This window comes from Bacillus cereus group sp. BfR-BA-01355, assembly GCF_022663675.1.
Classification (GTDB): Bacteria; Bacillota; Bacilli; order Bacillales; family Bacillaceae_G; genus Bacillus_A; species Bacillus_A thuringiensis_S.
The window spans coordinates 57,555-83,469 of the sequence record NZ_JAKUFY010000005.1 but is presented as its reverse complement, the minus strand read 5'-3'; the positions used below and the strand labels follow the sequence as shown (position 1 = coordinate 83,469).

The following is a 25,915-nucleotide window of genomic DNA, read 5'->3' as shown; positions in this document are numbered from 1 at the left end:
CGAGATCCTATAGGATTTCGTCTTTTTTCTTTTGGATGTATTTTAAAATTCCATCCGGATATAATATTTTTTCTTTCTGAATGAATGCCTTAATAGGAATCCATTTCGCATACGTTACTGCTTGCTCATCTTGTATATTTAATATTTCCATTTCATATAGTGAGGTGTCTAATAAACGCAAAGAATATAGTTGAATGATTTCATGACCAATGCCCCCATCTAGATGAAAGACATTTTCTAAGCAACCTAAATAATTGGTGATTTCTATCTCCGTATGAAGCTCTTCTTTAAACTCCCGAATAACAGTATGTGCTGATTTTTCACCAAGTTCAATGGAACCGCCAAGAGGACGATAATATGTTTCGCCTTCTGTATAATATTCTTGTACGAGAAGGCGATCTTGATGTACAGCAAGACCGAAAGCTTTTGCACGTGGATACATAATAGAATCACTCCTTATTTGTTTTGTATAAGGAAGATTATAATGTATGGTGTGATAAAAGTATTCTGTATTTAAGTGTGCGGTCTAACTGTAATTCCATCAAATAAGTCTTTCCAAAATGCTTCATTGTATTGGTATACATCCATAATCGGGCATTTCATAACGCAAGTATGTTGTAATCCCCAATCTTCTTGAGTGATAGTTGGTATATCGGCAGGAATTAGTAACAGGACAGAGAATGTATGTGTAATTATTTGAGATGAAATTTGTTCTAGGGAACATGCTTCTTCGTATGTTCCTCCAGTTCGAATAAATAATATGGATTCTGCCGTTTCAATTGTAGTTAGAAAACGATTAGTTCGATGTTCGTAGTTTAACTTAATTTCTGTATAAGAAGGCCAAGTAGTTGGTGTGTTTACATCTGTTTTAAAGTCATGACAGGAGTCAATTTCATAAAGGTTGCCCCTTCATCTTAATTTTGCATCATCATCCCAAAATGAGATGAAGGATAAATTTTCTTAATTTAAAAAGCGGTCAAATCGATTTTGGAATAATAAATTTACTTTCGCTAATGAAGGACTTAGCATAAAATCAATAACGCCAAAAAATGGTGATAATTCTAATTGATATAATGCCCAAGTAGGCCAGCAGTTTTTTCCTAAGCTGAATTCTGCGTTATAATTTTGTTTTAGATTGGATAGATTCATGTGAAGCATCTCATCCTTTTTGCTATTATTTTATGTCACTCATAAAGGGTATATAAAAAGAGATATACAAGCATATTTGTAAAGAATAAGCAGAAATATGTTACAATAGAAAAAAATCGAACGAGGTGGTTGTTACGATGCGATCGAAGCGAGAACAAGCCATTTTAGACAATATAAAAGAATGGGAAGCGCAATTAGTTGAGCAAGAAGCGACCGATTTTCAAAAAGTGTTTGATAAATGGTTACATACTACAGTTGCGAAATTACCTGAGAAAAAGCGAAAAGAATTCTTCACGAAAGCAGATGGATGGCTCTTTCATTTGCATGCATTTATTCAAAGTTCACAAGCACAGTTAGATGCACGTAATCGGATTTTAGGAACATCGAGATTATTTGATGAATCGATTGAACAGCTTGAAGATTTGAAAGCATTATCTATTGATCAGTTAACATACATAGCAGAGCAGCAAACAGCACGTCATCGTCTATATTCGTTTGTGCAAGGCGGGGCGACAGGTGCTGGAGGTTTATTATTATTAACGGCAGATTTTCCGGTTATGATCGCGTTAAATGTGAAGGCAGTCCAACTTATTGCAACATCATTTGGGCATGATGTGAACAAGCCTTATGAAATGATGCTTGCGTTAAAGGTGTTTCATGCGTCATTACTACCAGGAAGACTTCAGCAATACGCATGGTACAATTTATTGCAAGAGCTGGAGCAAGAAGATTCGTTCTTTTATGAAGGAGACGAAGCAGTGTTGCAAACAGCTTCTACTGAAGTTGTGTTAAAACAAATTTTGAAGACATTTTCGATTTATGCTCTTCGTCGTAAATTATTCCAAGGTATTCCGGTAATTGGAATGGCAATTGGATCTACAGTGAACTATCGTTTAACAAGAAACGTTACTGAATTTGCAAATAGATTTTATCAAGTGCGCCATATAGTCGAGAAAGAAAAAAGAGCATAAAAAAAGCGAGAGGCCGAAGCCTTTCGCTTTTTTAATTTGTTGCATGTTTTTTGGACATTGGAACAGATACTGGCTGCTTTTCTGCTGTTTTTTCTGTTTTTGGATAATAAATTAAATCCAATGTTTTTGCCTGTACGGCAATCGAAAGAATAGTAAAAGCAATTTCTGTCCAATTTAAATAATATAATGAAAGCGCAAGAACAATCGCGTCAAAGACGAAGAAAATTTGCCCAATTGTAAAACGAGTTCGTTTACTTAATACAATTGTTAAAATATCGTCTCCACCGGTTGCACCGCCAAATCGCAATATAAAACCGAGTCCAATACCAGCTAACGCACCGCCAACTATTGCAGCTATAAATAAATTATTTGATAAATCTACCGTAAATGGAGAATAATTTTCCATTAAGGAATAAAATAATCCGAATGAAATAGAACCTAAGAATGAATAGCCAACCATTTTTCTACCCAAAAATGAAGCACACAGTAAAATAATTGGGATATCCATTAATACAGTTGAAATAGATGGTGAAATATCATAAAAGTTTTGAATGAATAGTGCAATTCCTACAAAGCCACCTTCTGTTAAGTGGTTTTGGAAGTGAATGTGATATAGCGCTGCTGCTAAAATAAATGAACCGATTAAAACCATAAAAATTTCTTTAATAATTTGCCGACTTTGGATGTTCCTCATCGTTATTCCTTCTTTCCGTAGTTAGTAGTCCTTTTTGTGTTGTAAACTAACTACGAGCTCACATGTAGCTTTCAGTTAGTTTACGAAAAAACTAACTACGCTATATGTCGCTGAAGAAATAACGAATAATCCTCTCGTCCATCAATTCTCCCTACCTTCGTTTTAGTTTAAGTCTTAAAACGACTAAACAAAACGTGGAGTAGGATTCGTCATTTAGCAATCCTGCTCTTCTTTGTTTTGTTTAGTTAGTAACAATTAAGTCCTAAACAAAACGCTATGTGTAAGAAGAGTCTTTTTTTTGCCAAATTATCCTTCGGGCAATCATAATTTCCCCACTCTCGTATTTTTTTCGCTAGACTAAAGTATCTGAGCTGAAAAATACGCTACGTGTATGATTCGTCAATACGATGCCACATGCTCCTTCGAGCGATCATGATATCAAAATCCCTTCCTTCAAGATTTATACTATTATATCATACTTTTAAAAAATGTATGCGGATGGAAACCGACAATAAACGGAGGGAATCTACAAAAAATGTTATGTTTAAATATTTTTGTAGCAAAGCCTAAGTTATTTCAGAGGATTGGACAGTTTGTAACGGTTTGTCCAATAAGCAAGAAAAAAAGGGTTTTATTCCGTTGTGTTCTTTTCATCACTTTTATCTTTAAAAAACGCATCCCAACTAATTACACTTAAAAAAGTTAAAGCGATAATAACGAAAGCACGCATAAGCTTTAGACCTCCTTTTGTACATAGTATATGAATCATTCGATTCGAAATGTGTCATTTTTTTACAACTCTTAACTATTATGAGAGTATATTAATATAGATAGATGAAGGGGAGAGTGAAGATATGCTAAAAGACATGTTCAAAAGAAAAGAATTAATATGCGTTTCATGTCAGAAAAAAATTCAATATGAAGAAGAACTTGTTGCTTTTGTAAAGTTGCCGAAAGAAAGAAGTATATTAGTTGGTCCATTTGATGTGTGTTTGGCGAAAACAGCACAAGAGATATATTGTAAATCATGTTACGACAAAAAAGCATGACCCAAAGTAATTGAGGGGCATGCTTTTTTCATTGGTGTGCTTTCCCCTCAGATACATTTTGAGTGAGTCGATACCAAAGCCAAAGGTCATTAATGATGGAAGCAAGATCGGCAATTTCTGAATTTAGTTTACAAGAAACTTCGAAGTCTTCTTCGTTATTTAAATGATGTTGTTTTGTATTAATATAGTGCTCAAGTTCTTTTATACGATCAGGAATTTTCCCGCGAATTTGTTCCCATTTTAGTAAAATAGCATGCTGCATTTTTTCGGGGATATCTTCCCAATCTTCTTGTAAATGCGGAATTTCAATTCCTAGATGATTATCGTATAAGAAATACTTTTCCATAAGTTCACCCCCGTTTTCCTGCTTATATTGTACAGAAAAACAGAAAAAAGTTCGACGAAATTGTTTGAAAAAATTTGAAAATGACTCTTGATACATTTTGTAAAAGGTGTTAAAGTTTGAATTATTATAAAAGAAAATGAATATTTATTCTTTAGGGGGATGCAAAATGGAGAAGAAAAAAGTTGTATTAGCATATTCCGGAGGTCTTGATACTTCCGTTGCAATTAAATGGTTACAAGAGAAGAATTATGATGTTATCGCACTTTGTTTAGATTTAGGGGAAGGAAAAGACTTAGGGTTTGTGAAAGAAAAGGCACTTTCAGTTGGTGCAATTAAATCATATATGGTGGATGTCCAAGAAGAATTTGCGAATGAATATGCATTGATGGCGATGCAAGCACACACATTATACGAAGGGAAATACCCTCTTGTCTCTGCATTATCTCGTCCGCTTATTGCGAAGAAATTAGTAGAAATCGCAGAACAAGAAGGTGCAACTGCAGTTGCACATGGATGTACAGGAAAGGGAAATGACCAAGTTCGTTTTGAAGTTTCTATCCAAGCATTAAATCCTTACTTAGAAGTGATTGCGCCTGTACGTGAATGGAAGTGGTCACGTGAAGAAGAAATTGCATATGCAAAAGAAAACGATGTACCAATTCCGATTCATTTAGATAGCCCGTTTTCAATCGATCAAAACTTATGGGGACGCAGCAACGAATGTGGAATTTTAGAAGATCCATGGGCAGCACCACCAGAAGAGGCATATGAGATGACATTAGCATTAGAAGATACACCGAATAAACCAGAGTTTGTAGAAATCGGATTTGAAGCAGGTGTACCGACGACTTTGAATGGTACTGCATATTCACTTGCAGAATTAATTAAAACGTTAAATGCACTTGCTGGAAAACATGGCGTTGGACGTATCGATCACGTAGAAAATCGTCTTGTCGGTATTAAATCTCGTGAAGTATACGAATGCCCAGCAGCAATGACGTTAATCACTGCACATAAAGAGTTGGAAGATTTAACACACGTAAAAGAAGTAGCGCATTTTAAACCAGTGATTGAACAGAAAATAACAGAACTTATTTATAACGGTTTATGGTTCTCTCCTTTAAAACAAGCGCTTCATGCATTTTTACAAGAAACGCAAAAGAATGTAACAGGTACAGTGCGTGTAAAATTATTTAAAGGTCATGCGATTGTAGAAGGACGTAAATCTGAATACTCTTTATACGATGAAAAATTAGCAACATATACTGCTCAAGATGAATTTAATCATGATGCAGCAGTTGGATTTATTTCATTATTTGGTTTACCGACGAAAGTATACAGCCAAGTGAATCAAAAGAAGGTGGAAGCGTGAGCAAACTTTGGGGCGGACGTTTTACGGAAGAAGCGGAAGCGTGGGTTGAAGAGTTTGGAGCATCCATCTCCTTCGATCAACAATTAGTAAATCAAGATATAAAAGGGAGTATTGCACACGTAACGATGCTAGCAAAGCAAGGCATCGTTACGAAAGAAGAGGCAGAGAAAATAAAGATAGGTCTTCAATATTTATTAGAAGAGGCGAAACAAAAAAAATTACATTTTTCGATTGAAGCTGAAGATATTCATTTAAATATTGAAAAGATGTTAATTGAAAAAATCGGTGAAGTAGGAGGGAAACTTCATACAGGCCGAAGTCGTAACGATCAAGTGGCGACAGATATGCATTTGTATTTAAAAGAAAAGGTAGAACATATTATAAAGGCTACAAAACAATTGCAAATTGTTCTTGTTCACCAAGCAGAAAATAATATTGAAACTATTATGCCGGGCTATACGCACTTGCAGCGTGCCCAGCCGATTTCATTTGCTCATCATATTCTTGCTTACTTTTGGATGTTAGAGCGTGATGTGAATCGTTATGAAGATTCATTAAAGCGTATTAATATCTCCCCATTAGGAGCAGGAGCGCTAGCTGGGACGACATTCCCGATCGACCGAGAATATAGTGCGGGACTTCTTGGATTTAATGGGATATATGAAAATAGTTTAGATGCGGTAAGTGATCGTGATTTCATACTGGAGTTTTTAAGTAATTCATCTATGCTCATGATGCACTTATCACGTTTTTGTGAAGAACTTATTTTATGGAGTAGCCAAGAGTTTCAATTTATTGAAATGAGCGATCAATATGCGACGGGAAGCAGCATTATGCCGCAAAAGAAAAATCCGGATATGGCGGAACTAATCCGTGGTAAAACAGGCAGAGTATACGGTAATTTATTCAGTTTACTTACAGTAATGAAAGGATTACCACTCGCTTACAATAAAGACTTACAAGAAGATAAAGAAGGAATGTTTGATACAGTTAAAACAGTAGAAGGTTGCCTTCATATTATGGCGGGCATGCTTGAAACGATGACTGTAAACAAAGAAAAAATGGGGCAAGCTGTGACGCAAGATTTCTCCAACGCAACAGAAATTGCCGACTACTTAGCAAACAAAGGACTACCATTCCGTCAAGCTCATGAAATTGTAGGGAAGTTAGTGCTACACTGCACACAAAAAGGAATTTATTTATTAGATGTCCCGCTTGAAACATATAAAGAAATGAGCTCTTTATTTGAAGAAGATTTGTATGAAGTTCTTTCACCATATGAGGCTGTAAAGCGTCGTAATAGTGCTGGTGGGACAGGGTTTGAACAAATCAAAAACGCTTTGGAAAAGGCGAAGGGGTTAACGAAAGAAGTTATTAAGAATTGAGTTGGGAAGTACGCCAGTCTAGTAAAGTCTGGCGTACTTTATTTTTTACTAGCATTTAAGTTACAATGTGGTAAAAAATAACAATTTAGGGGAAGTGTATGAAAAAAATAGTGTTTATCATTGTACTGGTAATTAGTTTAATTGCAAATGCTAAAGTGTTTCTTTTGGACAAATATATGTATGTTGGTGAAAAAGAAAAGCGAGAAGAAGCGATTATCGCAACGATGTGGCATTTGCAAGATAAAGGATATAAAGAAAGTGATATTGCATACATAAAACCGGCCTTTTATAGCAAAATGGATTCGTATGGAATGAATGTGCAGTTTAAAGATGAACCAAATGAATCATATACATATAGAGTTTTAAAAGATGCGAAAACAAATAAACTAACTGTACACCAAGATAGCAATGAGCAAGGTGGTATGGGCGGGAAGCATCAAGAGCTTAAATAAAGAAAGAAAACGACTGATGGCATTCGCCTGCAGTCGTTTTTCTTTTAATCATACTTATGTCGATCTTCTGTAATTCGAATATACTCAATATCCATCAAATCACGAAGCAATGCACCATTACTTAGTTCAACGCCATGTTTTTCTTTAAAATGAGTGCGAATTGTATCTAGCATTTCAATTTCTTTTCCGTTTACGTCTAAAATAATGCGTTCAGAATCATCCATATAGCATCCTCCTTTTTTACACATATATATTTTGTCCGTCTATTTCTAAAAAATGTATGTTAACGTAATGTTAGGAAATAAGAAAGGGATGAAAAATGAGACGTATTTATCCCGCATTAACGGGCAGTAAGACCCCCACCTCAAAATTTAGCGAGAGCAAAGAAGTTAGGTGGGGATCAACTGCCCGTAAAAGCCCGATTGGTTCAACTAATAATCAGTGGGGGATGGACAAAACCCCCCACTGATTAAAGTTTCACTTTATTTTATAGGGCTAATTTTGTACACGCTAATTGTATTGTATGTTGCATTCCCAAACGTATTTTCATTTGGAAATGTAGAAACAGTACACGTTGCGATATTTATTTTTTCTCTATTTCTAGTAGATTGCTGTATTTCAATATGGCTTTCGAAAAGAAAACATGTACAAGATAAAAAAGAAATGGAACGGAAAAAGAGAAAACGTTCATTTTGGATGATGACGTACTGTTTGTCTTTAGTGCTTACTGCTGCTTTTTTTAGTGAGCATATTCCATTAGAAAGATTAAATATTGGGTTTGGAGCGTTCGTATTCGCATACTATTTTTTTATGCACTTTCTTCCTTATATGAAAGAAAAGCGAGGAGAAGAGGAAGACCCGCTTGTAGAAGAAGCGAAAGAACAAGAGCATAAGAGAATAGAAGGGGATATAAAGAAACTTGGAGAACAAAAATGGTATTTAAAATCAAAAATCATATATGTTCTTTGTTTCATTACGCCGCCAATTGGCTATTTGTCCGTCTTCTTACTTCGTAAAAAAATGACAGAAGATGCAAAGCAAGCATACTTAACGGTTGCGACGATTATGATGGCATTATGGTCTTTGAAGTTTCTTCCTCCCTATGTATTAGCAATTACTGTTGTTATTGTGGCTTGTCTTGTATTTATAGTGAAATATGTGAAATGAAAAACACCAAGCCCATTTGGACTTGGTGTTTTATCTATAAATTAAAGATCACCTTGCTCCTCATCACCACGAACAACAAGGACATCGCATTTCGCATAGCGAATAATATGTTCAGAGACGCTACCGATTAGGAAGCGTTCAACAGCATTTAAACCAGTCGCACCACACATAATTAAATCTACTTTATGGTTTGGAGCGATTTCTTTTGAAATTTTAGATTTAGGGTTACCAAATTCTAATACAGTTTCAATTTTTTCAAGACCAGCTTCAAGCGCAGTTTTTTTGTAGTCTTCTAATAAGTCTTCTGCAAATAGATTTGCACGTTCAGCAATTGCGCGGCTATAAGCCTCTACTGCTGAGTACGCTTTTACATCAACGATATGAGCGATTGTTAATGTTGCATTGTTGCGCTTTGCGACTTGAATTGCTTTTTTAAAGGCTTTTTCTGCTTCTTTAGAACCATCCACCGCGATTAAAATATTTGTATATGTATTATTCATAGTAAATTCCTCCCAATCTGTTTTATAACTGTTTACAACTTAATTATAAAACAAATTTTGGTAACGTGCTTGCCAGAAACGTTACAGAATTTTGAAAACTCTGTTTCAATTCATTTTAGTTGTAATTGGAGCGAGAACTTGTTACATATGAAGTATAGCAATTTAAAAGGAGGCATGTTTGTGAGACACGCGCTCATTACAGCCGGTACGAAAGGTTTAGGAAAGCAAGTAACAGAAAAGTTATTGGCTAATGGATATTCAGTAACAGTAACGTATCATAGCGATATCACGGCTATGGAAAAGTTGAAAGAAACATATAAAAATATGGAAGAGCGTCTACAATTCGTGCAAGCGGATGTCACGAAAAAGGGAGATTTACATAAAATGGTAGAAGAAGCGATAAGCCGTTTTGGCAAAATTGATTTCTTAATTAATAATGCTGGTCCATATGTATTTGAACGAAAAAAGTTAGTTGATTATGAAGAAGATGAATGGAATGAAATGATTCAGGGAAATTTAACAGCGGTATTTCATTTATTAAAACTTGTCGTTCCGGTCATGAGAAAACAGAGCTTTGGCCGTATTATTAATTACGGATTTCAAGGGGCGGATAGTGCACCGGGATGGATTTATCGTTCAGCTTTTGCAGCGGCCAAAGTAGGACTTGTTTCATTAACGAAAACAGTTGCTTATGAAGAAGCGGAGTATGGTATTACTGCGAACATGGTATGTCCTGGTGATATTATAGGCGATATGAAAGAGGCAACTATTCAAGAAGCACGTCAGCTGAAAGAGCATAACACACCGATTGGTAGATCTGGAACAGGTGAAGATATTGCAAGAACCATTTCGTTTTTATGTGAGGACGATTCCGATATGATTACCGGTACAATTATTGAAGTGACTGGTGCAGTGGATGTTATTCATAGACATCGATAGAATAAAATAAGATGAAGTTTCAAATAATTGGACAGTTTATCCATTGTGCTGAGAGGTGCGGATAATACTGTCTTTTAATATAAAATTAAATCTATCGGAAAACTTGTATTATTTTTTGTCAAATATTGAGATATTATGTTAAAATATAAGAGCGTAGAAAGCGCTTTAAAAAATGATTCAGGGGTCATTTCATAACTCAAGGGGGAACTAATCATGCGTATCGGTATTCCAACAGAAATTAAAAACAATGAAAACCGTGTGGCAATGACGCCAGCGGGAGCAGTACATTTAGTACAAAATGGTCATGAAGTTTTTGTTCAAAAAGGAGCAGGTTTAGGATCTGGTTTTACGGATGAAGAATACGTACAAGCTGGTGCGAAACTTGTAGAAACTGCTGAAGAAGCATGGAATCAAGATATGGTTATGAAGGTAAAAGAGCCAGTAGCAAGTGAATACGGCTATTTCCGTGAAGGTTTAATTTTATTCACATACTTACACTTAGCTCCAGAACCAGAATTAACGAAAGCATTAATCGATAACAAAGTTGCATCAATCGCATACGAAACAGTACAATTAGACAATCGTTCTTTACCATTACTTGCACCTATGAGTGAAGTAGCTGGTCGTATGTCCGCACAAATCGGTGCACAATTCCTTGAGAAAAACAAAGGCGGTAAAGGTATTTTACTTGCAGGCGTTCCAGGGGTAAAACGCGGCAAAGTAACAATCATCGGCGGTGGTCAAGCTGGTACAAACGCAGCTAAGATTGCAGTAGGTTTAGGTGCGGATGTAACAATCATCGACTTAAGTGCAGAACGTCTTCGTCAACTAGATGACATTTTCGGTAACCAAGTAAAAACGTTAATGTCTAATCCATACAACATTGCAGAAGCTGTAAAAGAATCTGACCTTGTGATTGGTGCGGTATTAATTCCAGGTGCAAAAGCGCCAAAACTTGTAACAGAAGAAATGATTCAATCAATGGAACCAGGTTCTGTCGTTGTAGATATCGCGATTGACCAAGGTGGTATTTTCGAAACAACTGATCGTATTACAACTCACGACAACCCAACTTACGAAAAACATGGCGTTGTTCATTATGCAGTTGCTAATATGCCAGGTGCGGTTCCACGTACGTCAACTCTTGCATTAACAAACGTAACAGTACCATATGCAGTACAAATTGCGAACAAAGGCTATAAAGATGCTTGCCTAGGCAACACTGCACTATTAAAAGGTATTAACACATTAGATGGTTATGTAACATTCGAAGCAGTTGCAGAAGCTCATGGCTTACAATACGCTGATGCGAAAGAGCTACTTGAAAAAGCTCCTGCTTTATCATAATAGAAATACATTTGAGACCTTCCTTTTCGTGAGGAGGGTCTTTTTTATATGGGGAAATAACATGTGAATAATTGTTATTTATCCCGCATTAACGGGCAGTAAGACCCCCACCCAAAAATTCAGCGGAAGCAAAGAAGTTAGGTGGGGGATGAATAAAACCCCCACTGATCAAAGTTTCACTTTATTGGTGTAAATCGATTTTTATTATGATAATTTAGAATTGTATAATAAAAAAAGAGGGGATTCTATGGGGAGCAAAAAGAGAAAGCGAAAGCAAGCTAAAAGACAAAAGTACATAAAGAAAAAACAGGAGCAGAACATACCTTTTTCACAAAAAGTAGTCATTACGATAGAGAAATCATTTCGGTATATTTGTATGGCTCTGTATGTAATTTTGTGTATGTATTCATTTGGAGTGTTTTACAGTTTTGAGATAACTCCTAATATTATTGAGAGTATTTTAGTATTTATCCTTGTTGCAATAGAATTAGTCTTATTCGTTATATTTTTTGATACAGTATGGCCTAGTCATGAAAGTAAAAAAGATAGAAAAAGAAGCAAAAAATCTTCATACACTTCAAGCACATCAAGTGGATTCGGTCACTACAGTAGTAGTGATTGTAGTAGCTCAAGTGATGGTGGAGGAGATTGCGGAGGTGGTGGAGATTAAGTTAATTTTTCAGAAGAACGACTAATGAAAGGATGAGACGAAAGATGGAAACTGTGAACTTAATAGAATTAACAAAAGACATTCAAGATCAACATAAAAACTTCGTCGTTTCAAATATAAACAGTCATTGTTTACGAATCGCTGTATTTACTGGTGAATATGATTGGCACTATCATTCTAATTCGGATGAATTATTTATTGTGCTAGAGGGAGAATTACTTATTGATTTTGAAAATGGAGAAACAGCGGTTTTAAAGCCAAATGATTCTATTTTAATTCCAGCATGTACGATTCATAGAACGAGAGCATTAAAGAGAACGGTAAATCTTTGTTTTGAACATATAGAGGCTGATACGATTAAGGTGGAGCAATTATGAAAAAATTATCTGTAGCTGAGTATGGAAAAGTTCTTCCGGTTTTAGAAGGTAATACAAGAACGACGACGTTTGCTTATGCCGTATGTGATCAAATGATAGATGGTGAGGTTTTTGTAAACGGGCAATTAACAGCAGGATTAATTATTACAGCTAACGGTATCTATTATTTATTTGGTGATACGGATGATCAAAATTATAACGAAGAGTTATTTTCATATTTAAAAACGGCTATTGAAAAAACAGAGAAGAGATTTACACTGTTCACTTCGAGCGAAGAATGGGAAATGATGATAGAAGAGCGTTTTAGTAATGTACTTCGGAACATCCCGCGAATGAAATTTCAAAGCGTAACCTTTGAAGAGAGTCAACGAGATTTTAACAAAAATACATATGAAGTGAAGCGTATTGATAGAAGAGATATAGAGCGCAGCATTGAATTTAAAGAGGAGTACTACAAAGAGTATTGGGGATCAAAAGAAACGTTTTTGAACAGTGGTTTTGGATTTTGTATAGAACAAGATGGGATAATTGTAGCTGAATGCGTCTCAATATTTAGCGGGAATGGTTTTGCTGAAATAGATATTGCAACACATGGAGCGCATCAAGGGAAAGGATTAGCTCAAGCTGTTGCAACAAGGTTCATTGAACATTGCATGCAAAATGACATTATACCGAGCTGGGATTGTTATGTAGACAATATTCCTTCGCGAAAATTAGCTAGTAAATTAAGTTTTTATCATCCAATAGAATATAGTTTGTTTGTACGTAAGAAAACGGGGGAATAAAAATGAATGTAGAATTAACAAGATTTAAAGTTAAGCCTGGTAAGAGTCATCGAGTAGATGAATGGATGCAGCTTCTTAATGACAATTTGAAAGAAGTGCTTTTGACATTAAACGACGAAAAAATGTACGTTGAGACAATTTTCCGGGAAATAAGAGATGGAGAAGAGTACTTATATTGGTATTCTGTGCAAGGAGAAGGTGGTATTTTTGTCGAAAATTCGCATCATGAAATTGATAAAAAGCACTTAGCATTTTGGTATGAATGTATCGATGAAGAAGCACCGTCTATTGATATGAAAACAGAAGTTGTTATGATTCAAGATGTTGTGAAGGAAGCGATGAAATAATAGAATAGTATTTCAGAGAAGCGCATCAAAATGGATGTGCTTTTTATTATGAAACAATTTATAAAAGCTGCATTTGGATGTCTTTAAGTGAAAATAAAGAGGGATACTGAGAATATTTTAGGATAAACTATAAAGTGAAACTTTAATCAGTGTGGGGTTCATCCCCCATCTAACTTCTTGCTTCCGCTGAATTTTGATGTGAGGTCTTACTGCCCGTTAATGCGGGATAAAGAAATAAAAAACACCAAACCAAAAGACTTACCAATATACGGTATAGTCGTAACAGGAAAAACAGAGGATTTACAAATTTTACAAGGGTCACCGTATATTAAGACTGCTGTAAGAGGTGTAACAGTTGAGAAATATTGATCACAAGTAATTAATGTGAATAATCAGAAAATTTATGCTATAATATGGGAAAAGGAGGTTTATATGAGGCAAATACATGGAGCAATTTATATTTACATAACAATGTTTTTCGTGGCGATATCCTATGGGTTGGGGCACGTGTATTCGCATCCTATACTAACTTTTTTAAGTGGAGCATGTATGGCGTTTGCGCTTCTTGTCCACCTTTTCTCAGTTTGGATCGTGAAATTTCAATTAAATATTAGTGAAATAGAAGAAGGCACTTTTTGAGTGGCCTTCTTTTTTAATAATATTTTGGAAGCTCTTGTAGCAATTTTTCAATTTCGAATTCGGTTTCTTCACATATAGAAAGTGTGCGTAGTCTGAAAAATAAGCTACGTAAGAAAGATTTTGTATTTCCATATAAAAACTCGTACGATTCAATAGGTAGTGCTTGTTTTTGGACCAGTAATTGAGCTACTAAGTCACGAAGGGCTAATATGAGTATTTCTTCTTTTAGGCCATTTTGCAGCATTGCGACAATCGGATAAACGAGACGCTCGTCTTCTTCATATTTGTAGTGAATAGAATGGACACAAACTTTGTTTAACAAAGTTTTTAATATCTCTTCGTAATGTAAAGTTTCTAGTTTAGGACTATGAACAAGCGCCTCAAATGTATCGGAAGCATGTGCGATACTATGTGCCCAGCCGTGGTCTTGCACATATCCGCGGAAATCATGTTCATTGTTCATATATAGAATTAATTGATCTTTTACAGTTAAAATATCATTCTGTGATAAGAAATTATGAGTTGTATCTGCATCTATAATGAGCGCAATTAATAAGGTCGTAAATGCACGAGTAAATACAGCATCTTCATCATCTGAATGAATCTTATACAATAAATATTTTTCACCGATGCTTTCTAATAATAGTTTCTGTAATTGTGTGTGTGAAAGGTAGCGATTTTTGATGAGATGATAAAAAGTAGAGTAGATGAGTTTGTCCCTTAAGTAGCTATCAGTAACACCGATATGTTCAAGCATACTGGAACTTAAAGAATCAATATGAAGTGTGTTATCTATGATGTAATTATTATTACGAATTTTTTCTAACTGTTGTTGTAACATATAAACCCCTTGTTTTAGAAAATTCTGTATTTTTATAATATAATAAGAGGAAGAAATAGACAATAAATAAGTGCATTTGAATGGAGGGGGCATTATGAAGAGAGCATTATTCTTTTTTATTAGTATTTTCTTTTTAGGGAGTTGTTCGATTTGGTATGTTACTTTTTCTAGCGAGAGCAAAAGTTGGACGGGACAATATAAGGGCCATATTAAGGACGACAGTGAAGATGGAGTGTTTACGTTTCAGTACAAAGGCGGAGATGGGAATACAGAATTTAAAAATTTAGAGATTGCTATTAATGGAGCCTTTAGCACAATGACACAAACGTCAGAAAATCATAAAGGAGCAAAGATTGAAATGAAATCATCTTGTGTAAGTTGTGCGCCTTTATCTAAAGATGAACCGATAGAGGTTTTGATTAAATGGGATGATAAGTATGAGGAGAAGATGGTGTTAAATTTGAAATAGCCTAGAGTAAGGAGTTAAAAATGAATAGGCATATGAAAAAATTAATGTTTATAAGTGTATTTCTAATCATATTATCAGCGTGCACTACAAAACAAGTAGAGGTAAAAAAAGTACCTAAAGAAGGGTATATCATATTAAGAAATGATACGGTGTTTTTTGCCGATGATAAAACGTTTGAAACAAAAGTAGAGTTGCAACATTATATAGAACAACAAATGAATAAAGAGCATCCATCACATATAGTCTTGAGCTTTAAGGACAAAGACACATATAAACAGTTAAAAACAGGGGATAAAATAAAAGTATGGTTTTCTCAAATACTTGAAAGTTATCCAGCAAAAATGATTGTAGAGAAATTTGAAATAGTAGAGAAATAGAAAAAGGCAGCAACCAAGCTGCCTTTTTTCTTATTTTACAAATTGTAATTCTTTCGGGAACTTCGTTAAAATTTCTGATCCGTCTTTTGTGATGTAAATATCATCTTCAATACGAACGCCACCTACGTTTGGTACGTAAATACCTGGCTCGATTGTGAAGACCATACCTTCTTTTAATGGAGACTCGTTGCCAGCTTTTACATCTGGATATTCGTGTACGCTAATTCCAAGTCCGTGACCAAGGCGGTGCGGGAAGAAGTCACCGTAACCTGCATCTGCGATAACAGAACGAGCAGCGTTGTCGATTGCGCCAAGTGTAACACCTGGTTTACATGCTTCAACTGCTTGTAGTTGTCCAGCAAGTACAGTGTTGTAAATGCGAGTTTGTTCTTCAGAAATCTCGCCGAATGCTACTGTACGTGTAATATCAGAGCAATAACCTTCAATGATTACACCTAAATCAAATAGTACGAAATCACCGCGCTTCATTTTGTTTGCGCCAGGAATACCGTGTGGAAGAGCAGAGTTTGCACCCGCTAATACCATCGTATCAAATGACATTTTATGTATGCCTTTTGTTTTTAATTCGTGTTCAATAATTGCTAATACTTCTAGCTCGCTACGGTTTTCTTTAATTGCATTTACACCAACTTCAACAGCGTAGTCCGCCATTTTAGCTGCTTCGCGTAAAATAGAAAGTTCTTTTTCATCTTTAATTAAACGAAGTTCGCGAACTTTTTCCTCAGCTGATTTGAAAGCTGCATTTGGGAATAATTTCGTTAATTCTTCGTAGCGCTCTACGTTTAAATGTTCTTTTTCAATTGCAACTGCATTTGCATTGATGCCGCGGTCTTTAATTGCTTTTGCAATCATATCCCATGGTCTGTCAGTATCAGTAAATCCGATAATTTCATGTGCCCAGCCAGCGTTACGTGCTTGACCTTCTTCCATTTTAGGACAAATTAAAATAGGTTCTTTTTCTTGGAATACAAACATACCAAGTAATCTTTCATGCGGTTCACAGTAGAAGTTCGTCATGTAGAAGACGTTCGGTGTAGAAGTTAAGAACGCAGCTTCTACGTTTTTTTCTTTTAGCCATTGCATTAAATTTTCTAATCTAGCATTCATCGATTGGCACCCCCGAGATATTTAATTACAAATATAACTTTAACTCGGAAGAAAGCGTTATGACAAGTAAATAGATGTTAGAAAAGACAGGGAATAGAGAAATCATGTAGAATAAAAAGTGAGAATGTGAATAGGGGAGGAATGTAATAATGAAAGTATCTTATCATGGACATTCAGTTGTGAAAATTGAGGCGAATGGAAAAGTTATTTTAATTGACCCGTTTTTAACAGGTAATCCGAAAACAGATTTAAAAGCTGAAGATGTAAAAGTGGATGCAATCCTTTTATCGCATGGACACGGTGATCATGTTGGAGATACAGTAGAACTTGCGAAGAAAAATAATGCAGTTGTTGTAGCGCCATTTGAACTAGCAACATTTTTAAGTTGGCAAGGTGTAAATACACATCCGATGCATATTGGTGGTTCACATGAATTTGACTTTGGAAAAGTGAAGTTTACACAAGCATTCCACGGCTCTAGTTATATTGATGAAGCAAATAAGACGATTACATATACAGGTATGCCAGCAGGTATTTTATTTACAGCAGAAGAGAAAACAGTGTACCACGCAGGAGATACTGCACTATTCTCTGATATGAAGTTAATTGGGGAATTAAATAAAGTTGATCTAGCATTTTTACCAATTGGTGATAATTTCACAATGGGACCAGAAGATGCTGTACTAGCGGCAAAATGGATTAATTCGAAAACTGTTGTACCGATGCATTACAATACGTTCCCAGTTATTGAACAAGATCCATATCAATTTGTAGAAAAGCTACAAAATTGTACAGGGAAAGTATTAGAAGCTGGAGAAAGTATTACACTATAGAAAAGAAATCCTTCATTTGAAAAGAAAAGTGAAGGGTTTTTTACGTGTGTAGGACAGCTTTTAATGCTTGTATTTGTTTTGGTGATTCTTTTCTTTTTGTACGTGGTTGTTCAGGTGTTTCATTCAATTCCATTGCAACTTTTTTCCCATCTACGAAAGCTAAAAATATAGCACCTACAACCTCTAAAAATTTTTTCATCATGTGTACGCTCCTTTGTTTTATTTCTTGTCTTCATTGTATAGGGAATCAAGTGGGCGAACTATCGAATGAGATGACAATAGCATTACATTGTTGTAATAGAATGACTGGTGGAATGTAAGGGTCATTTTGTTATAAAAAAAATAGTACAGGTATGCAAAGAGAGAGTGTAACAGTTTTGAAAATATAGTATACTGAAAGTACAACACATGAAGAATTTAGGGAAAAGAAAGTATGGTGAAACCATTTGGCTACCAAGCATAACCAAATTTTAGAACATATTAATAGCCTGCCAGTAGGCCATAAAATTTCTGTAAGACAAATTGCGAAAGATTTGAGTGTAAGTGAAGGGACAGCTTACCGTGCAATTAAAGATGCAGAAAATAAAGGATATGTTAGTACAATTGAACGTGTCGGAACAATTCGAATTGAACAAAAGAAGAAAGAAAATATCGAAAAACTGACATATGCAGAAGTCGTTAACATTGTCGACGGTCAAGTACTTGGAGGCAGAGAAGGACTACATAAAACATTAAATAAATTTGTAATCGGAGCTATGAAATTAGAAGCGATGATGCGCTATACAGAAGCTGGGAATTTACTCATTATTGGTAACCGTACGAATGCACATCAATTAGCGCTAGAAACTGGAGCCGCTGTATTAATTACGGGTGGATTTGATACGGAAGATCATGTGAAGAAATTAGCAGACGAATTAAAGCTGCCGATTATTTCAAGTAGCTACGATACATTTACGGTCGCAACGTTAATTAACCGTGCAATTTATGATCAACTGATTAAGAAAGAAATTGTACTTGTTGAGGATATTTTAACACCAATTGAAGAAACGTTATATTTAAAGCCACATGATACAGTACAGCAATGGCATGCATATAACGAAGAGACAATGCACGGAAGATATCCAATTGTCGATGAAAATAAAAAAGTGCTAGGAATCGTAACTTCAAAAGACATGATCGGTGTAGCGAAAGAAACACCAATTGATAAAGTAATGACAAAACACCCAATTACAGTGAATGGTAAAATGTCTGTCGCAGCTGCGGCACGTATGATGGTGTGGGAAGGAATTGAATTACTTCCTGTCGTTGAGGAAGGAAATAAACTGCAAGGTATCATTAGCCGTCAAGATGTACTTCAGGCACTGCAAATGATTCAACGTCAGCCACAAGTTGGAGAAACAATTGATGATATCGTAACGAATCAATTTATGACGCCAAAAGAAGCGAAAAATGAGCATCTATATCAATTTTCGGTGACGCCGCAAATGACGAATTCAATCGGAACGTTATCGTACGGTGTATTTGCAACAATTGTGACAGAAGCGACAAATCGCGTCATTCGTGCGCAAAAGAAAAGCGATTTAATTGTTGAAAACTTAACAATTTATTTCGTGAAGCCGGTTCAAATTGATAATGTTGTATCCGTTCATCCGAAAGTATTAGAAATCGGGCGTAAATTTGGTAAGGTCGATGTAGAGGTGCATCATGAAGGTAATGTCGTTGGAAAAGCATTACTTATGGTTCAGTTAATTGATAAATAAAAAGATGGAACAAATCGTTTTGATTTGTTCCATTTTTTTTTGTTGTTTTAAATTTGAAAGGCATGATTTTAGATGAGAGTTTTAGTGAAATATGTATGGGATGGAGTGGAAAAGTAACACGATAAAAGACAGAATAGTAATTTAATTTTGGTATATATTGTGTTATGATTATATTGTAAGAAAATGGATTTCTGGAAGGTGGTATACATTATGTCTTCAGCCGTACTCTTTTTTGGTAGTATCGCACTATTTTACTTTCTTGTAATGATACCGATCCAATATTTATATTTACAAGGTTTACATGAAAAAAAGGAAAAGACAGGATTATCTCAGCGAGAGCTATATGAAAAAATGTCTTTTGGAGAAGAACAATTACATTTTCACGTACAAGGTAACCCATTTAATATACCATCTGCGTTTGTTGCATATATGATTTTGAAAGTTAAGGGTCGTAAAAAAGCATCACAATATTGATGCTTTTTTTATGTTGCTTCATAGACTTCGGCTTCTTTAACTGCTAATGGTAAGAAGTGTTTGTATTGGCGAAACCCATTAAATACACTTGCACTACCAAATAGAACGAATAAAATACCAACGATAATACGAGCGGTTGAAAGTTCTAAAAAGAATTGGTTTACCCCGAAAAATAAAACGAATGAACCGAGTGCCATTGCGGATTTTCCTGAGAGCCAACCTTTTTCCATTGGGCGGTTTGTACGAAAGTATTTTGTTTTGTAAAAGAGGTACAACATAAATGAGACGATAATACAGAAGACTAATACTGGCATAATGAACACTCCCATCGCTTTGTGAAAAATAATAGAAAAGAAAAAGAAATATCTAAACTTTCTAACTTCTATTATAAAGCAATTGTTCGCATGTATGAAATACTTTCCGTTATAATGGAGGATAAAGTGAAGAAGTTGATTAAAAAGGAGATTATACATATGCATGAGCAAATTTTAGGAGCAATTAAAGAGTTTGATACAATTATTATTCATCGCCACGTGCGTCCGGACCCAGATGCATTAGGTTCACAGGGTGGCCTTGGTACAATTCTACAAGAATCGTTTCCAGAGAAAAATATTTATACGGTTGGGTACAATGAACCGTCGTTAGCGTACTTAAGAGTAATGGATGATATTGAAGATAGTGTATACGAAAATGCGCTTGTTATCGTTTGTGATACTGCGAATCAAGAACGTGTTGATGATCAACGCTATACAAAAGGGAAAATGTTAATTAAAATTGATCATCATCCAAATGAAGATCCATATGGAGATATTACGTGGGTAGATACGGCAGCGAGTTCTACAAGTGAAATGATTTATGAGTTTTACACGTATGGAAAAGATAAAGGATTAAAAATAACAAAAGAAGCAGCTCGCCTTATTTTAGCTGGAATTGTTGGGGACACAGGTCGTTTCTTATTCCCGAATACAACAGCAAAAACACTTCGTTACGTAAGTGAGCTTGTTGATATGGGTGTGAAATTCACAGATTTATACAATGAAATGTATAAGACAAAAGAAAAAATTGCTCGTTTAAACGGTTATATTTTACAAAACTTTACGATGGTAGAAGAAGGAGCAGCTTACATTAAATTAACGAAAGAAGTATTAGAAGAGTTTGATGTACTTTCTTCTGAAGCATCTGGTGTTGTTGGAGCACTTGGCAATATTGATGGATTAAAGGCGTGGGTTCTATTTTTAGAGGAAGACGACGTAATTCGTGTTCGTCTTCGTTCAAAAGGACCAGTTATAAACAAATTAGCAATGCAATATAACGGTGGAGGACACCCGATGGCTTCTGGTGCGAAGGCATCTTCTTGGGAAGAAGCGGCTCGTCTTTTTGCTGATTTACGTGAGATTTGTAAATAAGAGATTATATGTTAGAACGAAAAGAAGGAGCGGCGCTAAAGCCCTCCTTCTTTATTTTTCTTTCTCTATAGTAATGCTAATTTCAAGCACTGTATCAAAAGATATTGTATCGACTTTAAAACGGTATAGCCGATCGTAATGTTTGTACGTCTTGTTTTCGATTACCTTTTTGAGTAGGTCTTTATTTTTTGCGATACTTTGAATGTTTTTCGTTAAAAGATGCTGGAGATCATTATGGATAGATGTAGTCATATTTTCGAGTGTAAGATTGTCTAAATCGTATTTTTCTCGATTGATAAGTTTTATTTTAATCTCTTGAATGGTTAAGAGCCGTTTATTTTCAGTGTTCAATTTTTCTTGATCTTCGAGAAGGACGTGGAGTTTTGCTTCTTGTTTTTCTATAATTTCTCTTTGTTCTGCTATTTTACTAGCTTGTTCTTCTTGAAAAACACCGTATATGTACAAAAAAATAAACCAGCTCAACACGCCTCCAACAGCAGCACCAGCTAATACTAAGTACCATCTTTTTGCTGTATTGGCACTTGGTACTCTCATACATGTTCCTGCGTTAGCCATTTAATAATAATGAGACCTGTTTGCATACCACCAGTTGCGAAAAAAATAAGGAGAATTTGTTTTACGATATCTTTCATATCTCCGCCAAAGAAACTTCTTTCAAAGCTATAAAAGGTATCGAATGTTCCGCCGATTGCTGCAACGAGTGCCCAAATTCTTAAATTTTGGGCGAATTGATTAATGTAAGTTAGAGCTGGTTTTCCGATAAGAAACGCACCAAATCCACCAATTAATGAACCGCCAAGTATAACCCCAAAGGCAATAAAATAACTAATAATAAGCAGAGAGAAAAAAGTATGTTCTCTTACATCCATCGTCATTCCCCTTTCTTCTTCATATATATGGACAAAGTATAAGAAGTATGTTTTGATTTCCGCTTTCCTCATCACCTATAATAAAAGTAGTCAAATAGGTAAAGAGAGGGTACAACAGTGAAGTTTGTGCATTTACAATGTCAAACCGTTTTTAGTTTATTAAAAAGTGCTTGTAAAATTGATGAGCTTGTAGTCAGGGCGAAAGAACTTGGTTTCTCATCGCTGGCTATTACGGATGAAAATGTTATGTATGGCGTTATTCCGTTTTATAAAGCATGTAAGAAACATGGTATACAGCCTGTTATTGGATTAACCGCTTCTATTTTTAGTGAAGAAGAAGAAAGGTCTTATCCGCTTGTATTACTTGCTGAGAATGAAATAGGCTACCAAAATTTATTAAAGATTTCTAGCAGTATTATGACAAAGTCCAAAGAAGGTATTCCTAAGAAGTGGCTTGCGCATTATGCGAAAGGATTAATTGCTATTTCACCAGGTAAAGATGGCGAAATTGAGCAATTATTACTAGAAGACAATGAGAGTCAGGCTGAAGAAGTAGCTCGAACATATCAAAATATGTTCGGCCATTTTTATATGAGTTTGCAGCATCATGCAATTCAAGATGAGTTGCTTTTACAAGAGAAGCTACCTGAATTTATTAGTAGGGTTAATATTCCAGTCGTTGCAACAAACGATGTGCGTTATATCAATCAAAGTGACGCACTTGTTCACGAATGTTTACTATCTGTTGAAAGTGGAACGAAAATGACTGATCCAGATAGGCCGAGGCTGAAAACAGATCAATATTATTTAAAATCATCGGATGAAATGGAAGCACTATTTTCCCATGCGCCGGAAGCAATCCAAAATACAATAAAAATTGCAGAGCGTTGCCAAGTAGAAATACCGTTCCATGTAAATCAACTTCCGAAGTTTCCTGTTCCGTCTAACGAAACGAGTGATATATACTTGCGTCGTGTTTGTGAAGAAGGTTTGCGGAAACGATATGGTGCGCCGAAAGAAGTGCATATAAAGCGTTTGGATCATGAATTAAATGTTATTTCTCGTATGGGATTTAGTGATTATTTCCTCATCGTATGGGATTTTATGAAGTATGCACATGAAAATCATATTTTAACAGGACCAGGTCGTGGATCGGCAGCTGGTTCACTCGTCTCATACGTATTAGAAATTACAGATATTGATCCGATTGAATACAATCTATTATTTGAAAGGTTTTTAAATCCTGAACGTGTGACGCTTCCAGATATTGATATTGATTTTCCAGACGTAAGACGTGATGAGATGATTCGCTATGTGAAAGATAAATACGGTCAGCTTCGTGTTGCGCAAATTGTAACGTTTGGTACGCTTGCAGCAAAAGCAGCAATTAGAGACATTGCCCGCGTAATGGGGCTTCCGCCACGAGATATTGATATATTTTCAAAACTTATCCCATCAAAGCTCGGTATAACGTTAAAAGATGCATATGAAGAATCACAATCACTTCGTGAGTTTATACAAGGGAATCTTCTGCATGAGCGTGTGTTTGAAATCGCAAAACGTGTAGAAGGTTTACCACGTCATACGTCTATTCATGCGGCTGGCGTTATTATGAGTCAAGAACCGTTAACAGGCAGTGTAGCAATTCAAGAAGGACATAACGATGTTTATGTTACGCAATATCCAGCTGATGCGCTAGAAGAACTTGGGTTGCTTAAGATGGACTTTTTAGGGTTACGTAATTTAACGTTACTTGAAAATATTATAAAATTTATCGCGAACAAAACAGGGAAAGAAATCGATATAAGAAACTTACCTCTTCAAGATGAAAAGACGTTCCAATTATTAGGGAGAGGGGATACAACAGGTGTATTCCAGCTTGAGTCAGGTGGTATGCGAAATGTACTTCGCGGGTTAAAACCGAATGAGTTTGAAGATATCGTAGCTGTTAACTCGTTATACAGACCGGGGCCGATGGAACAGATACCGACCTTTATTGAATCGAAACATGGAAAAAGAAAAATTGAATATTTACATCCGGATTTAAAGCCAATTTTAGAAAGAACATACGGCGTCATTGTATACCAAGAACAAATTATGCAAATTGCATCGAAGTTAGCAGGGTTTTCGCTCGGAGAAGCAGATTTACTGCGCCGTGCAGTGAGTAAAAAAAATCGTGATATTTTAGATCAGGAACGTAAGCATTTTGTCCAAGGGTGTTTGCAAAATGGTTATGATGAGACGTCTGCTGAGAAAATTTATGATTTAATTGTAAGATTTGCGAATTACGGTTTTAACCGAAGTCACGCTGTAGCTTACAGTATGATCGGATATCAGCTTGCCTATTTGAAAGCGAACTATACGCTGGAATTTATGACGGCATTATTATCAAGCGCAATTGGAAATGAAGATAAAATTGTACAGTATATACGAGAAACGAAGCGGAAAGGCTTTCACGTTTTGCCGCCGTCTCTTCAGAGAAGTGGTTACAACTTCCAAATAGAAGGGAATGCGATACGTTACAGTTTACTTTCGATCCGAAATATTGGAATGGCTACAGTGACGGCATTATTAGAAGAACGAAAGAAAAAAATGTTCGAAGATTTGTTTGAATTTTGTCTCCGTATGCCGTCAAAGTTTGTGACGGAGCGCAATTTAGAAGCTTTCGTCTGGTCCGGATGTTTTGATGATTTTGGTGTTTCGAGAACGAATTTATGGAAAAGTATTAAAGGGGCATTAGAGTACGCGAATCTCGCACGTGATTTAGGAGATGCTGTTCCAAAATCAAAATACGTACAAGGAGAAGAGCTATCTTTTATTGAACAACTAAATAAAGAGAAGGAAGCACTTGGCTTTTATTTATCAAGTTATCCGACAGCGCAGTATGTAAAGTTAGCAAAAGAATTAGAAATTCCATCTCTCGCTCAGGCGATGCGACACAAGAAAAAAGTACAAAGAGCTATTGTGTATATAACAAGTGTGAGAGTGATTCGTACGAAAAAGTTTCAAAAGATGGCATTTATTACATTCTGTGATCAAAATGATGAAATGGAAGCAGTCCTCTTCCCAGAAACGTATATACATTTCTCGGACAAGTTACAAGAAGGAGCAATTGTTTTAGTTGACGGTACGATTGAGCTAAGAAATCATAAGCTGCAATGGATTGTAAATGGTCTATATCCGCTAGAGGAAATGGATGTTTATGAAGAAAAGAAAGACGCATCTGTTTACGTGAAATTGCCGTCTCAGTATGAGAAAAAGCTTTTAAATCAGGTTACGAAAATATTGTTCGACTATTCAGGTTTTGCGAAAGTACTAATTTATTATGAAAAGGAACATAAAATGGTACAATTATCTCGGAGTTTATCGATTCATCCAAGTGAAGAATGTTTAGGAGCACTTCGTGAAATTGTCGGGGAAGAAAATGTAGTTGTGAAAATATAATGGACAATTTCCCTACACTTCGATTATTATAGTAGTAGTGTTCGTGGTCAGACCACTTGGAGAAATTGATATCAGCAAGAATAATTTGAGGAGAGTGGATAGTT

At 35.6% G+C, this 25,915-nt stretch carries 31 protein-coding genes and 2 pseudogenes; 21 read left to right on the top strand and 12 right to left on the bottom strand.

Annotation, left to right across the window (positions count from 1 at the left end; genetic code table 11):
• Positions 1 to 7: 7 nt before the first annotated feature.
• Both MR167_RS03230 and MR167_RS03225 read right to left on the bottom strand, forming a co-directional pair.
• A complete protein-coding gene (locus MR167_RS03230) occupies positions 8 to 442 on the bottom strand; it encodes an NUDIX hydrolase (RefSeq protein ID WP_000283505.1) in 435 nt (144 codons plus the stop codon).
• A 71-nt stretch (positions 443 to 513) separates the two neighbouring features.
• Positions 514 to 1,149: pseudogene (locus MR167_RS03225) on the bottom strand (DUF1796 family putative cysteine peptidase).
• A gap of 137 nt (positions 1,150 to 1,286) precedes the next feature.
• On the opposite strand from MR167_RS03225, the gene MR167_RS03220 reads away from it, so the two are divergent.
• Positions 1,287 to 2,120, top strand: coding sequence for an EcsC family protein (locus tag MR167_RS03220; protein ID WP_001256853.1), 834 nt, complete (start codon positions 1,287 to 1,289; stop codon positions 2,118 to 2,120).
• A gap of 31 nt (positions 2,121 to 2,151) precedes the next feature.
• Here MR167_RS03220 and MR167_RS03215 read toward each other — a convergent pair whose 3' ends face one another.
• On the bottom strand, positions 2,152 to 2,814 hold the full coding sequence (locus tag MR167_RS03215; RefSeq protein ID WP_001244514.1) for a YitT family protein: 663 nt from the start codon (positions 2,812 to 2,814) through the stop codon (positions 2,152 to 2,154).
• Positions 2,815 to 3,668: 854 nt separating this feature from the next.
• Here MR167_RS03215 and MR167_RS03210 point away from each other — a divergent pair.
• Entirely contained in the window at positions 3,669 to 3,863 is a 195-nt protein-coding gene (locus MR167_RS03210) for a hypothetical protein (RefSeq protein ID WP_000910278.1), read from the top strand.
• A 28-nt stretch (positions 3,864 to 3,891) separates the two neighbouring features.
• Here the strand turns inward: MR167_RS03210 and MR167_RS03205 are convergent, their stop codons facing one another.
• A complete protein-coding gene (locus tag MR167_RS03205) occupies positions 3,892 to 4,209 on the bottom strand; it encodes a hypothetical protein (RefSeq protein WP_000417222.1) in 318 nt (105 codons plus the stop codon).
• 166 nt (positions 4,210 to 4,375) lie between these two features.
• Here MR167_RS03205 and MR167_RS03200 point away from each other — a divergent pair, with 166 nt between their 5' ends.
• From MR167_RS03200 to MR167_RS03190, 3 genes are all read left to right on the top strand, one after another.
• Complete coding sequence (locus MR167_RS03200) at positions 4,376 to 5,581, top strand: argininosuccinate synthase (protein WP_000412339.1); 1,206 nt, start codon at positions 4,376 to 4,378, stop codon at positions 5,579 to 5,581.
• Positions 5,578 to 6,966, top strand: a complete 1,389-nt coding sequence (argH, locus tag MR167_RS03195) for an argininosuccinate lyase (RefSeq protein ID WP_106081825.1) — start codon at positions 5,578 to 5,580, stop codon at positions 6,964 to 6,966. Before MR167_RS03200 ends, argH begins: the two co-directional genes overlap by 4 nt.
• Positions 6,967 to 7,064: 98 nt before the next feature.
• Positions 7,065 to 7,418 carry a DUF3139 domain-containing protein gene (locus tag MR167_RS03190; protein WP_000724673.1) on the top strand — a complete coding sequence of 118 codons (354 nt, stop codon included), beginning with the start codon at positions 7,065 to 7,067 and terminating at the stop codon, positions 7,416 to 7,418.
• Positions 7,419 to 7,462: 44 nt separating this feature from the next.
• Here the strand turns inward: MR167_RS03190 and MR167_RS03185 are convergent, their stop codons facing one another.
• Complete coding sequence (locus MR167_RS03185; RefSeq protein ID WP_000342760.1) at positions 7,463 to 7,642, bottom strand: hypothetical protein; 180 nt, start codon at positions 7,640 to 7,642, stop codon at positions 7,463 to 7,465.
• Between the two features lie 244 nt (positions 7,643 to 7,886).
• On the opposite strand from MR167_RS03185, the gene MR167_RS03180 reads away from it, so the two are divergent.
• Positions 7,887 to 8,585, top strand: a complete 699-nt coding sequence (locus MR167_RS03180; protein ID WP_106081839.1) for a hypothetical protein — start codon at positions 7,887 to 7,889, stop codon at positions 8,583 to 8,585.
• Positions 8,586 to 8,626: 41 nt separating this feature from the next.
• Here the strand turns inward: MR167_RS03180 and MR167_RS03175 are convergent, their stop codons facing one another.
• Positions 8,627 to 9,085 (bottom strand): universal stress protein, encoded by a 459-nt coding sequence (locus MR167_RS03175; protein WP_001066672.1) that lies wholly within the window; start codon positions 9,083 to 9,085, stop codon positions 8,627 to 8,629.
• Between the two features lie 147 nt (positions 9,086 to 9,232).
• On the opposite strand from MR167_RS03175, the gene MR167_RS03170 reads away from it, so the two are divergent.
• The 8 genes and pseudogenes from MR167_RS03170 to MR167_RS03135 all read left to right on the top strand — a co-directional run bounded on the left by MR167_RS03170 (position 9,233) and on the right by MR167_RS03135 (position 14,189).
• Positions 9,233 to 10,024: an SDR family oxidoreductase gene (locus tag MR167_RS03170; protein WP_242313876.1), complete on the top strand. Its 792-nt coding sequence runs from the start codon at positions 9,233 to 9,235 to the stop codon at positions 10,022 to 10,024.
• Positions 10,025 to 10,237: 213 nt separating this feature from the next.
• The gene (ald, locus tag MR167_RS03165; protein WP_001219402.1) at positions 10,238 to 11,371 is read left to right on the top strand and encodes an alanine dehydrogenase; all 1,134 of its coding nucleotides are present in this window, start codon (positions 10,238 to 10,240) and stop codon (positions 11,369 to 11,371) included.
• Positions 11,372 to 11,618: 247 nt separating this feature from the next.
• The gene (locus MR167_RS03160; RefSeq protein ID WP_106081824.1) at positions 11,619 to 12,041 is read left to right on the top strand and encodes a hypothetical protein; all 423 of its coding nucleotides are present in this window, start codon (positions 11,619 to 11,621) and stop codon (positions 12,039 to 12,041) included.
• 44 nt (positions 12,042 to 12,085) lie between these two features.
• Complete coding sequence (locus tag MR167_RS03155; RefSeq protein WP_000450936.1) at positions 12,086 to 12,418, top strand: cupin domain-containing protein; 333 nt, start codon at positions 12,086 to 12,088, stop codon at positions 12,416 to 12,418.
• On the top strand, positions 12,415 to 13,203 hold the full coding sequence (locus MR167_RS03150) for a GNAT family N-acetyltransferase (protein WP_242313872.1): 789 nt from the start codon (positions 12,415 to 12,417) through the stop codon (positions 13,201 to 13,203). The genes MR167_RS03155 and MR167_RS03150 overlap by 4 nt, the downstream gene beginning before the upstream one ends.
• Before the next feature lie 2 nt (positions 13,204 to 13,205).
• Positions 13,206 to 13,550 (top strand): DUF6176 family protein, encoded by a 345-nt coding sequence (locus MR167_RS03145; RefSeq protein ID WP_001100204.1) that lies wholly within the window; start codon positions 13,206 to 13,208, stop codon positions 13,548 to 13,550.
• 228 nt (positions 13,551 to 13,778) lie between these two features.
• A pseudogene (locus MR167_RS03140) lies at positions 13,779 to 13,919 on the top strand (anti sigma factor C-terminal domain-containing protein); the annotation flags it as partial.
• 63 nt (positions 13,920 to 13,982) lie between these two features.
• On the top strand, positions 13,983 to 14,189 hold the full coding sequence (locus tag MR167_RS03135; protein WP_001248905.1) for a hypothetical protein: 207 nt from the start codon (positions 13,983 to 13,985) through the stop codon (positions 14,187 to 14,189).
• 13 nt (positions 14,190 to 14,202) lie between these two features.
• On the opposite strand, the gene MR167_RS03130 is transcribed toward MR167_RS03135, so the two are convergent.
• Positions 14,203 to 15,030, bottom strand: a complete 828-nt coding sequence (locus MR167_RS03130; RefSeq protein WP_098015316.1) for a DUF2785 domain-containing protein — start codon at positions 15,028 to 15,030, stop codon at positions 14,203 to 14,205.
• Positions 15,031 to 15,124: 94 nt separating this feature from the next.
• On the opposite strand from MR167_RS03130, the gene MR167_RS03125 reads away from it, so the two are divergent.
• Positions 15,125 to 15,499, top strand: coding sequence for a hypothetical protein (locus MR167_RS03125; protein WP_063675814.1), 375 nt, complete (start codon positions 15,125 to 15,127; stop codon positions 15,497 to 15,499).
• A 20-nt stretch (positions 15,500 to 15,519) separates the two neighbouring features.
• Complete coding sequence (locus tag MR167_RS03120; protein ID WP_106081821.1) at positions 15,520 to 15,876, top strand: DUF3221 domain-containing protein; 357 nt, start codon at positions 15,520 to 15,522, stop codon at positions 15,874 to 15,876.
• Positions 15,877 to 15,906: 30 nt separating this feature from the next.
• On the opposite strand, the gene pepQ is transcribed toward MR167_RS03120, so the two are convergent.
• Positions 15,907 to 17,004, bottom strand: a complete 1,098-nt coding sequence (gene pepQ / locus MR167_RS03115; protein WP_000994053.1) for a Xaa-Pro dipeptidase — start codon at positions 17,002 to 17,004, stop codon at positions 15,907 to 15,909.
• Between the two features lie 149 nt (positions 17,005 to 17,153).
• On the opposite strand from pepQ, the gene MR167_RS03110 reads away from it, so the two are divergent.
• On the top strand, positions 17,154 to 17,837 hold the full coding sequence (locus tag MR167_RS03110) for a metal-dependent hydrolase (RefSeq protein WP_000868923.1): 684 nt from the start codon (positions 17,154 to 17,156) through the stop codon (positions 17,835 to 17,837).
• A gap of 40 nt (positions 17,838 to 17,877) precedes the next feature.
• On the opposite strand, the gene MR167_RS03105 is transcribed toward MR167_RS03110, so the two are convergent.
• Positions 17,878 to 18,039: a hypothetical protein gene (locus MR167_RS03105; protein ID WP_000976014.1), complete on the bottom strand. Its 162-nt coding sequence runs from the start codon at positions 18,037 to 18,039 to the stop codon at positions 17,878 to 17,880.
• A gap of 244 nt (positions 18,040 to 18,283) precedes the next feature.
• Between MR167_RS03105 and MR167_RS03100 the strand changes: the two genes are divergently transcribed.
• Entirely contained in the window at positions 18,284 to 19,597 is a 1,314-nt protein-coding gene (locus MR167_RS03100) for a CBS domain-containing protein (protein WP_000201579.1), read from the top strand.
• Between the two features lie 210 nt (positions 19,598 to 19,807).
• The gene (locus MR167_RS03095) at positions 19,808 to 20,071 is read left to right on the top strand and encodes a DUF3949 domain-containing protein (RefSeq protein ID WP_000093045.1); all 264 of its coding nucleotides are present in this window, start codon (positions 19,808 to 19,810) and stop codon (positions 20,069 to 20,071) included.
• An 8-nt stretch (positions 20,072 to 20,079) separates the two neighbouring features.
• On the opposite strand, the gene MR167_RS03090 is transcribed toward MR167_RS03095, so the two are convergent.
• A complete protein-coding gene (locus tag MR167_RS03090; RefSeq protein ID WP_001144782.1) occupies positions 20,080 to 20,385 on the bottom strand; it encodes a YtpI family protein in 306 nt (101 codons plus the stop codon).
• Between the two features lie 159 nt (positions 20,386 to 20,544).
• On the opposite strand from MR167_RS03090, the gene MR167_RS03085 reads away from it, so the two are divergent.
• The gene (locus MR167_RS03085; RefSeq protein ID WP_242313870.1) at positions 20,545 to 21,477 is read left to right on the top strand and encodes a DHH family phosphoesterase; all 933 of its coding nucleotides are present in this window, start codon (positions 20,545 to 20,547) and stop codon (positions 21,475 to 21,477) included.
• A gap of 51 nt (positions 21,478 to 21,528) precedes the next feature.
• Here MR167_RS03085 and ytrI read toward each other — a convergent pair whose 3' ends face one another.
• Complete coding sequence (gene ytrI, locus MR167_RS03080; RefSeq protein WP_001265736.1) at positions 21,529 to 22,032, bottom strand: sporulation membrane protein YtrI; 504 nt, start codon at positions 22,030 to 22,032, stop codon at positions 21,529 to 21,531.
• On the bottom strand, positions 22,029 to 22,442 hold the full coding sequence (locus tag MR167_RS03075; RefSeq protein ID WP_002005839.1) for a YtrH family sporulation protein: 414 nt from the start codon (positions 22,440 to 22,442) through the stop codon (positions 22,029 to 22,031). Before MR167_RS03075 ends, ytrI begins: the two co-directional genes overlap by 4 nt.
• Before the next feature lie 42 nt (positions 22,443 to 22,484).
• Between MR167_RS03075 and dnaE the strand changes: the two genes are divergently transcribed.
• Positions 22,485 to 25,811 carry a DNA polymerase III subunit alpha gene (dnaE, locus tag MR167_RS03070; protein ID WP_000673721.1) on the top strand — a complete coding sequence of 1,109 codons (3,327 nt, stop codon included), beginning with the start codon at positions 22,485 to 22,487 and terminating at the stop codon, positions 25,809 to 25,811.
• Positions 25,812 to 25,915 lie beyond the last annotated feature (104 nt).

What these genes read in the sequence shown, in the direction of transcription:
- MR167_RS03230 (WP_000283505.1), bottom strand. Translation starts at nt 442, where the DNA reads ATGTATCCACGTGCAAAAGCTTTCGGTCTTGCTGTACATCAAGATCGC.
- MR167_RS03220 (WP_001256853.1), top strand. Translation starts at nt 1,287, where the DNA reads ATGCGATCGAAGCGAGAACAAGCCATTTTAGACAATATAAAAGAATGG.
- MR167_RS03215 (WP_001244514.1), bottom strand. Translation starts at nt 2,814, where the DNA reads ATGAGGAACATCCAAAGTCGGCAAATTATTAAAGAAATTTTTATGGTT.
- MR167_RS03210 (WP_000910278.1), top strand. Translation starts at nt 3,669, where the DNA reads ATGCTAAAAGACATGTTCAAAAGAAAAGAATTAATATGCGTTTCATGT.
- MR167_RS03205 (WP_000417222.1), bottom strand. Translation starts at nt 4,209, where the DNA reads ATGGAAAAGTATTTCTTATACGATAATCATCTAGGAATTGAAATTCCG.
- MR167_RS03200 (WP_000412339.1), top strand. Translation starts at nt 4,376, where the DNA reads ATGGAGAAGAAAAAAGTTGTATTAGCATATTCCGGAGGTCTTGATACT.
- MR167_RS03190 (WP_000724673.1), top strand. Translation starts at nt 7,065, where the DNA reads ATGAAAAAAATAGTGTTTATCATTGTACTGGTAATTAGTTTAATTGCA.
- MR167_RS03185 (WP_000342760.1), bottom strand. Translation starts at nt 7,642, where the DNA reads ATGGATGATTCTGAACGCATTATTTTAGACGTAAACGGAAAAGAAATT.
- MR167_RS03175 (WP_001066672.1), bottom strand. Translation starts at nt 9,085, where the DNA reads ATGAATAATACATATACAAATATTTTAATCGCGGTGGATGGTTCTAAA.
- MR167_RS03170 (WP_242313876.1), top strand. Translation starts at nt 9,233, where the DNA reads ATGAAGTATAGCAATTTAAAAGGAGGCATGTTTGTGAGACACGCGCTC.
- ald (WP_001219402.1), top strand. Translation starts at nt 10,238, where the DNA reads ATGCGTATCGGTATTCCAACAGAAATTAAAAACAATGAAAACCGTGTG.
- MR167_RS03160 (WP_106081824.1), top strand. Translation starts at nt 11,619, where the DNA reads ATGGGGAGCAAAAAGAGAAAGCGAAAGCAAGCTAAAAGACAAAAGTAC.
- MR167_RS03155 (WP_000450936.1), top strand. Translation starts at nt 12,086, where the DNA reads ATGGAAACTGTGAACTTAATAGAATTAACAAAAGACATTCAAGATCAA.
- MR167_RS03150 (WP_242313872.1), top strand. Translation starts at nt 12,415, where the DNA reads ATGAAAAAATTATCTGTAGCTGAGTATGGAAAAGTTCTTCCGGTTTTA.
- MR167_RS03145 (WP_001100204.1), top strand. Translation starts at nt 13,206, where the DNA reads ATGAATGTAGAATTAACAAGATTTAAAGTTAAGCCTGGTAAGAGTCAT.
- MR167_RS03135 (WP_001248905.1), top strand. Translation starts at nt 13,983, where the DNA reads ATGAGGCAAATACATGGAGCAATTTATATTTACATAACAATGTTTTTC.
- MR167_RS03130 (WP_098015316.1), bottom strand. Translation starts at nt 15,030, where the DNA reads ATGTTACAACAACAGTTAGAAAAAATTCGTAATAATAATTACATCATA.
- MR167_RS03125 (WP_063675814.1), top strand. Translation starts at nt 15,125, where the DNA reads ATGAAGAGAGCATTATTCTTTTTTATTAGTATTTTCTTTTTAGGGAGT.
- MR167_RS03120 (WP_106081821.1), top strand. Translation starts at nt 15,520, where the DNA reads ATGAATAGGCATATGAAAAAATTAATGTTTATAAGTGTATTTCTAATC.
- pepQ (WP_000994053.1), bottom strand. Translation starts at nt 17,004, where the DNA reads ATGAATGCTAGATTAGAAAATTTAATGCAATGGCTAAAAGAAAAAAAC.
- MR167_RS03110 (WP_000868923.1), top strand. Translation starts at nt 17,154, where the DNA reads ATGAAAGTATCTTATCATGGACATTCAGTTGTGAAAATTGAGGCGAAT.
- MR167_RS03105 (WP_000976014.1), bottom strand. Translation starts at nt 18,039, where the DNA reads ATGATGAAAAAATTTTTAGAGGTTGTAGGTGCTATATTTTTAGCTTTC.
- MR167_RS03095 (WP_000093045.1), top strand. Translation starts at nt 19,808, where the DNA reads ATGTCTTCAGCCGTACTCTTTTTTGGTAGTATCGCACTATTTTACTTT.
- MR167_RS03090 (WP_001144782.1), bottom strand. Translation starts at nt 20,385, where the DNA reads ATGCCAGTATTAGTCTTCTGTATTATCGTCTCATTTATGTTGTACCTC.
- MR167_RS03085 (WP_242313870.1), top strand. Translation starts at nt 20,545, where the DNA reads ATGCATGAGCAAATTTTAGGAGCAATTAAAGAGTTTGATACAATTATT.
- ytrI (WP_001265736.1), bottom strand. Translation starts at nt 22,032, where the DNA reads ATGAGAGTACCAAGTGCCAATACAGCAAAAAGATGGTACTTAGTATTA.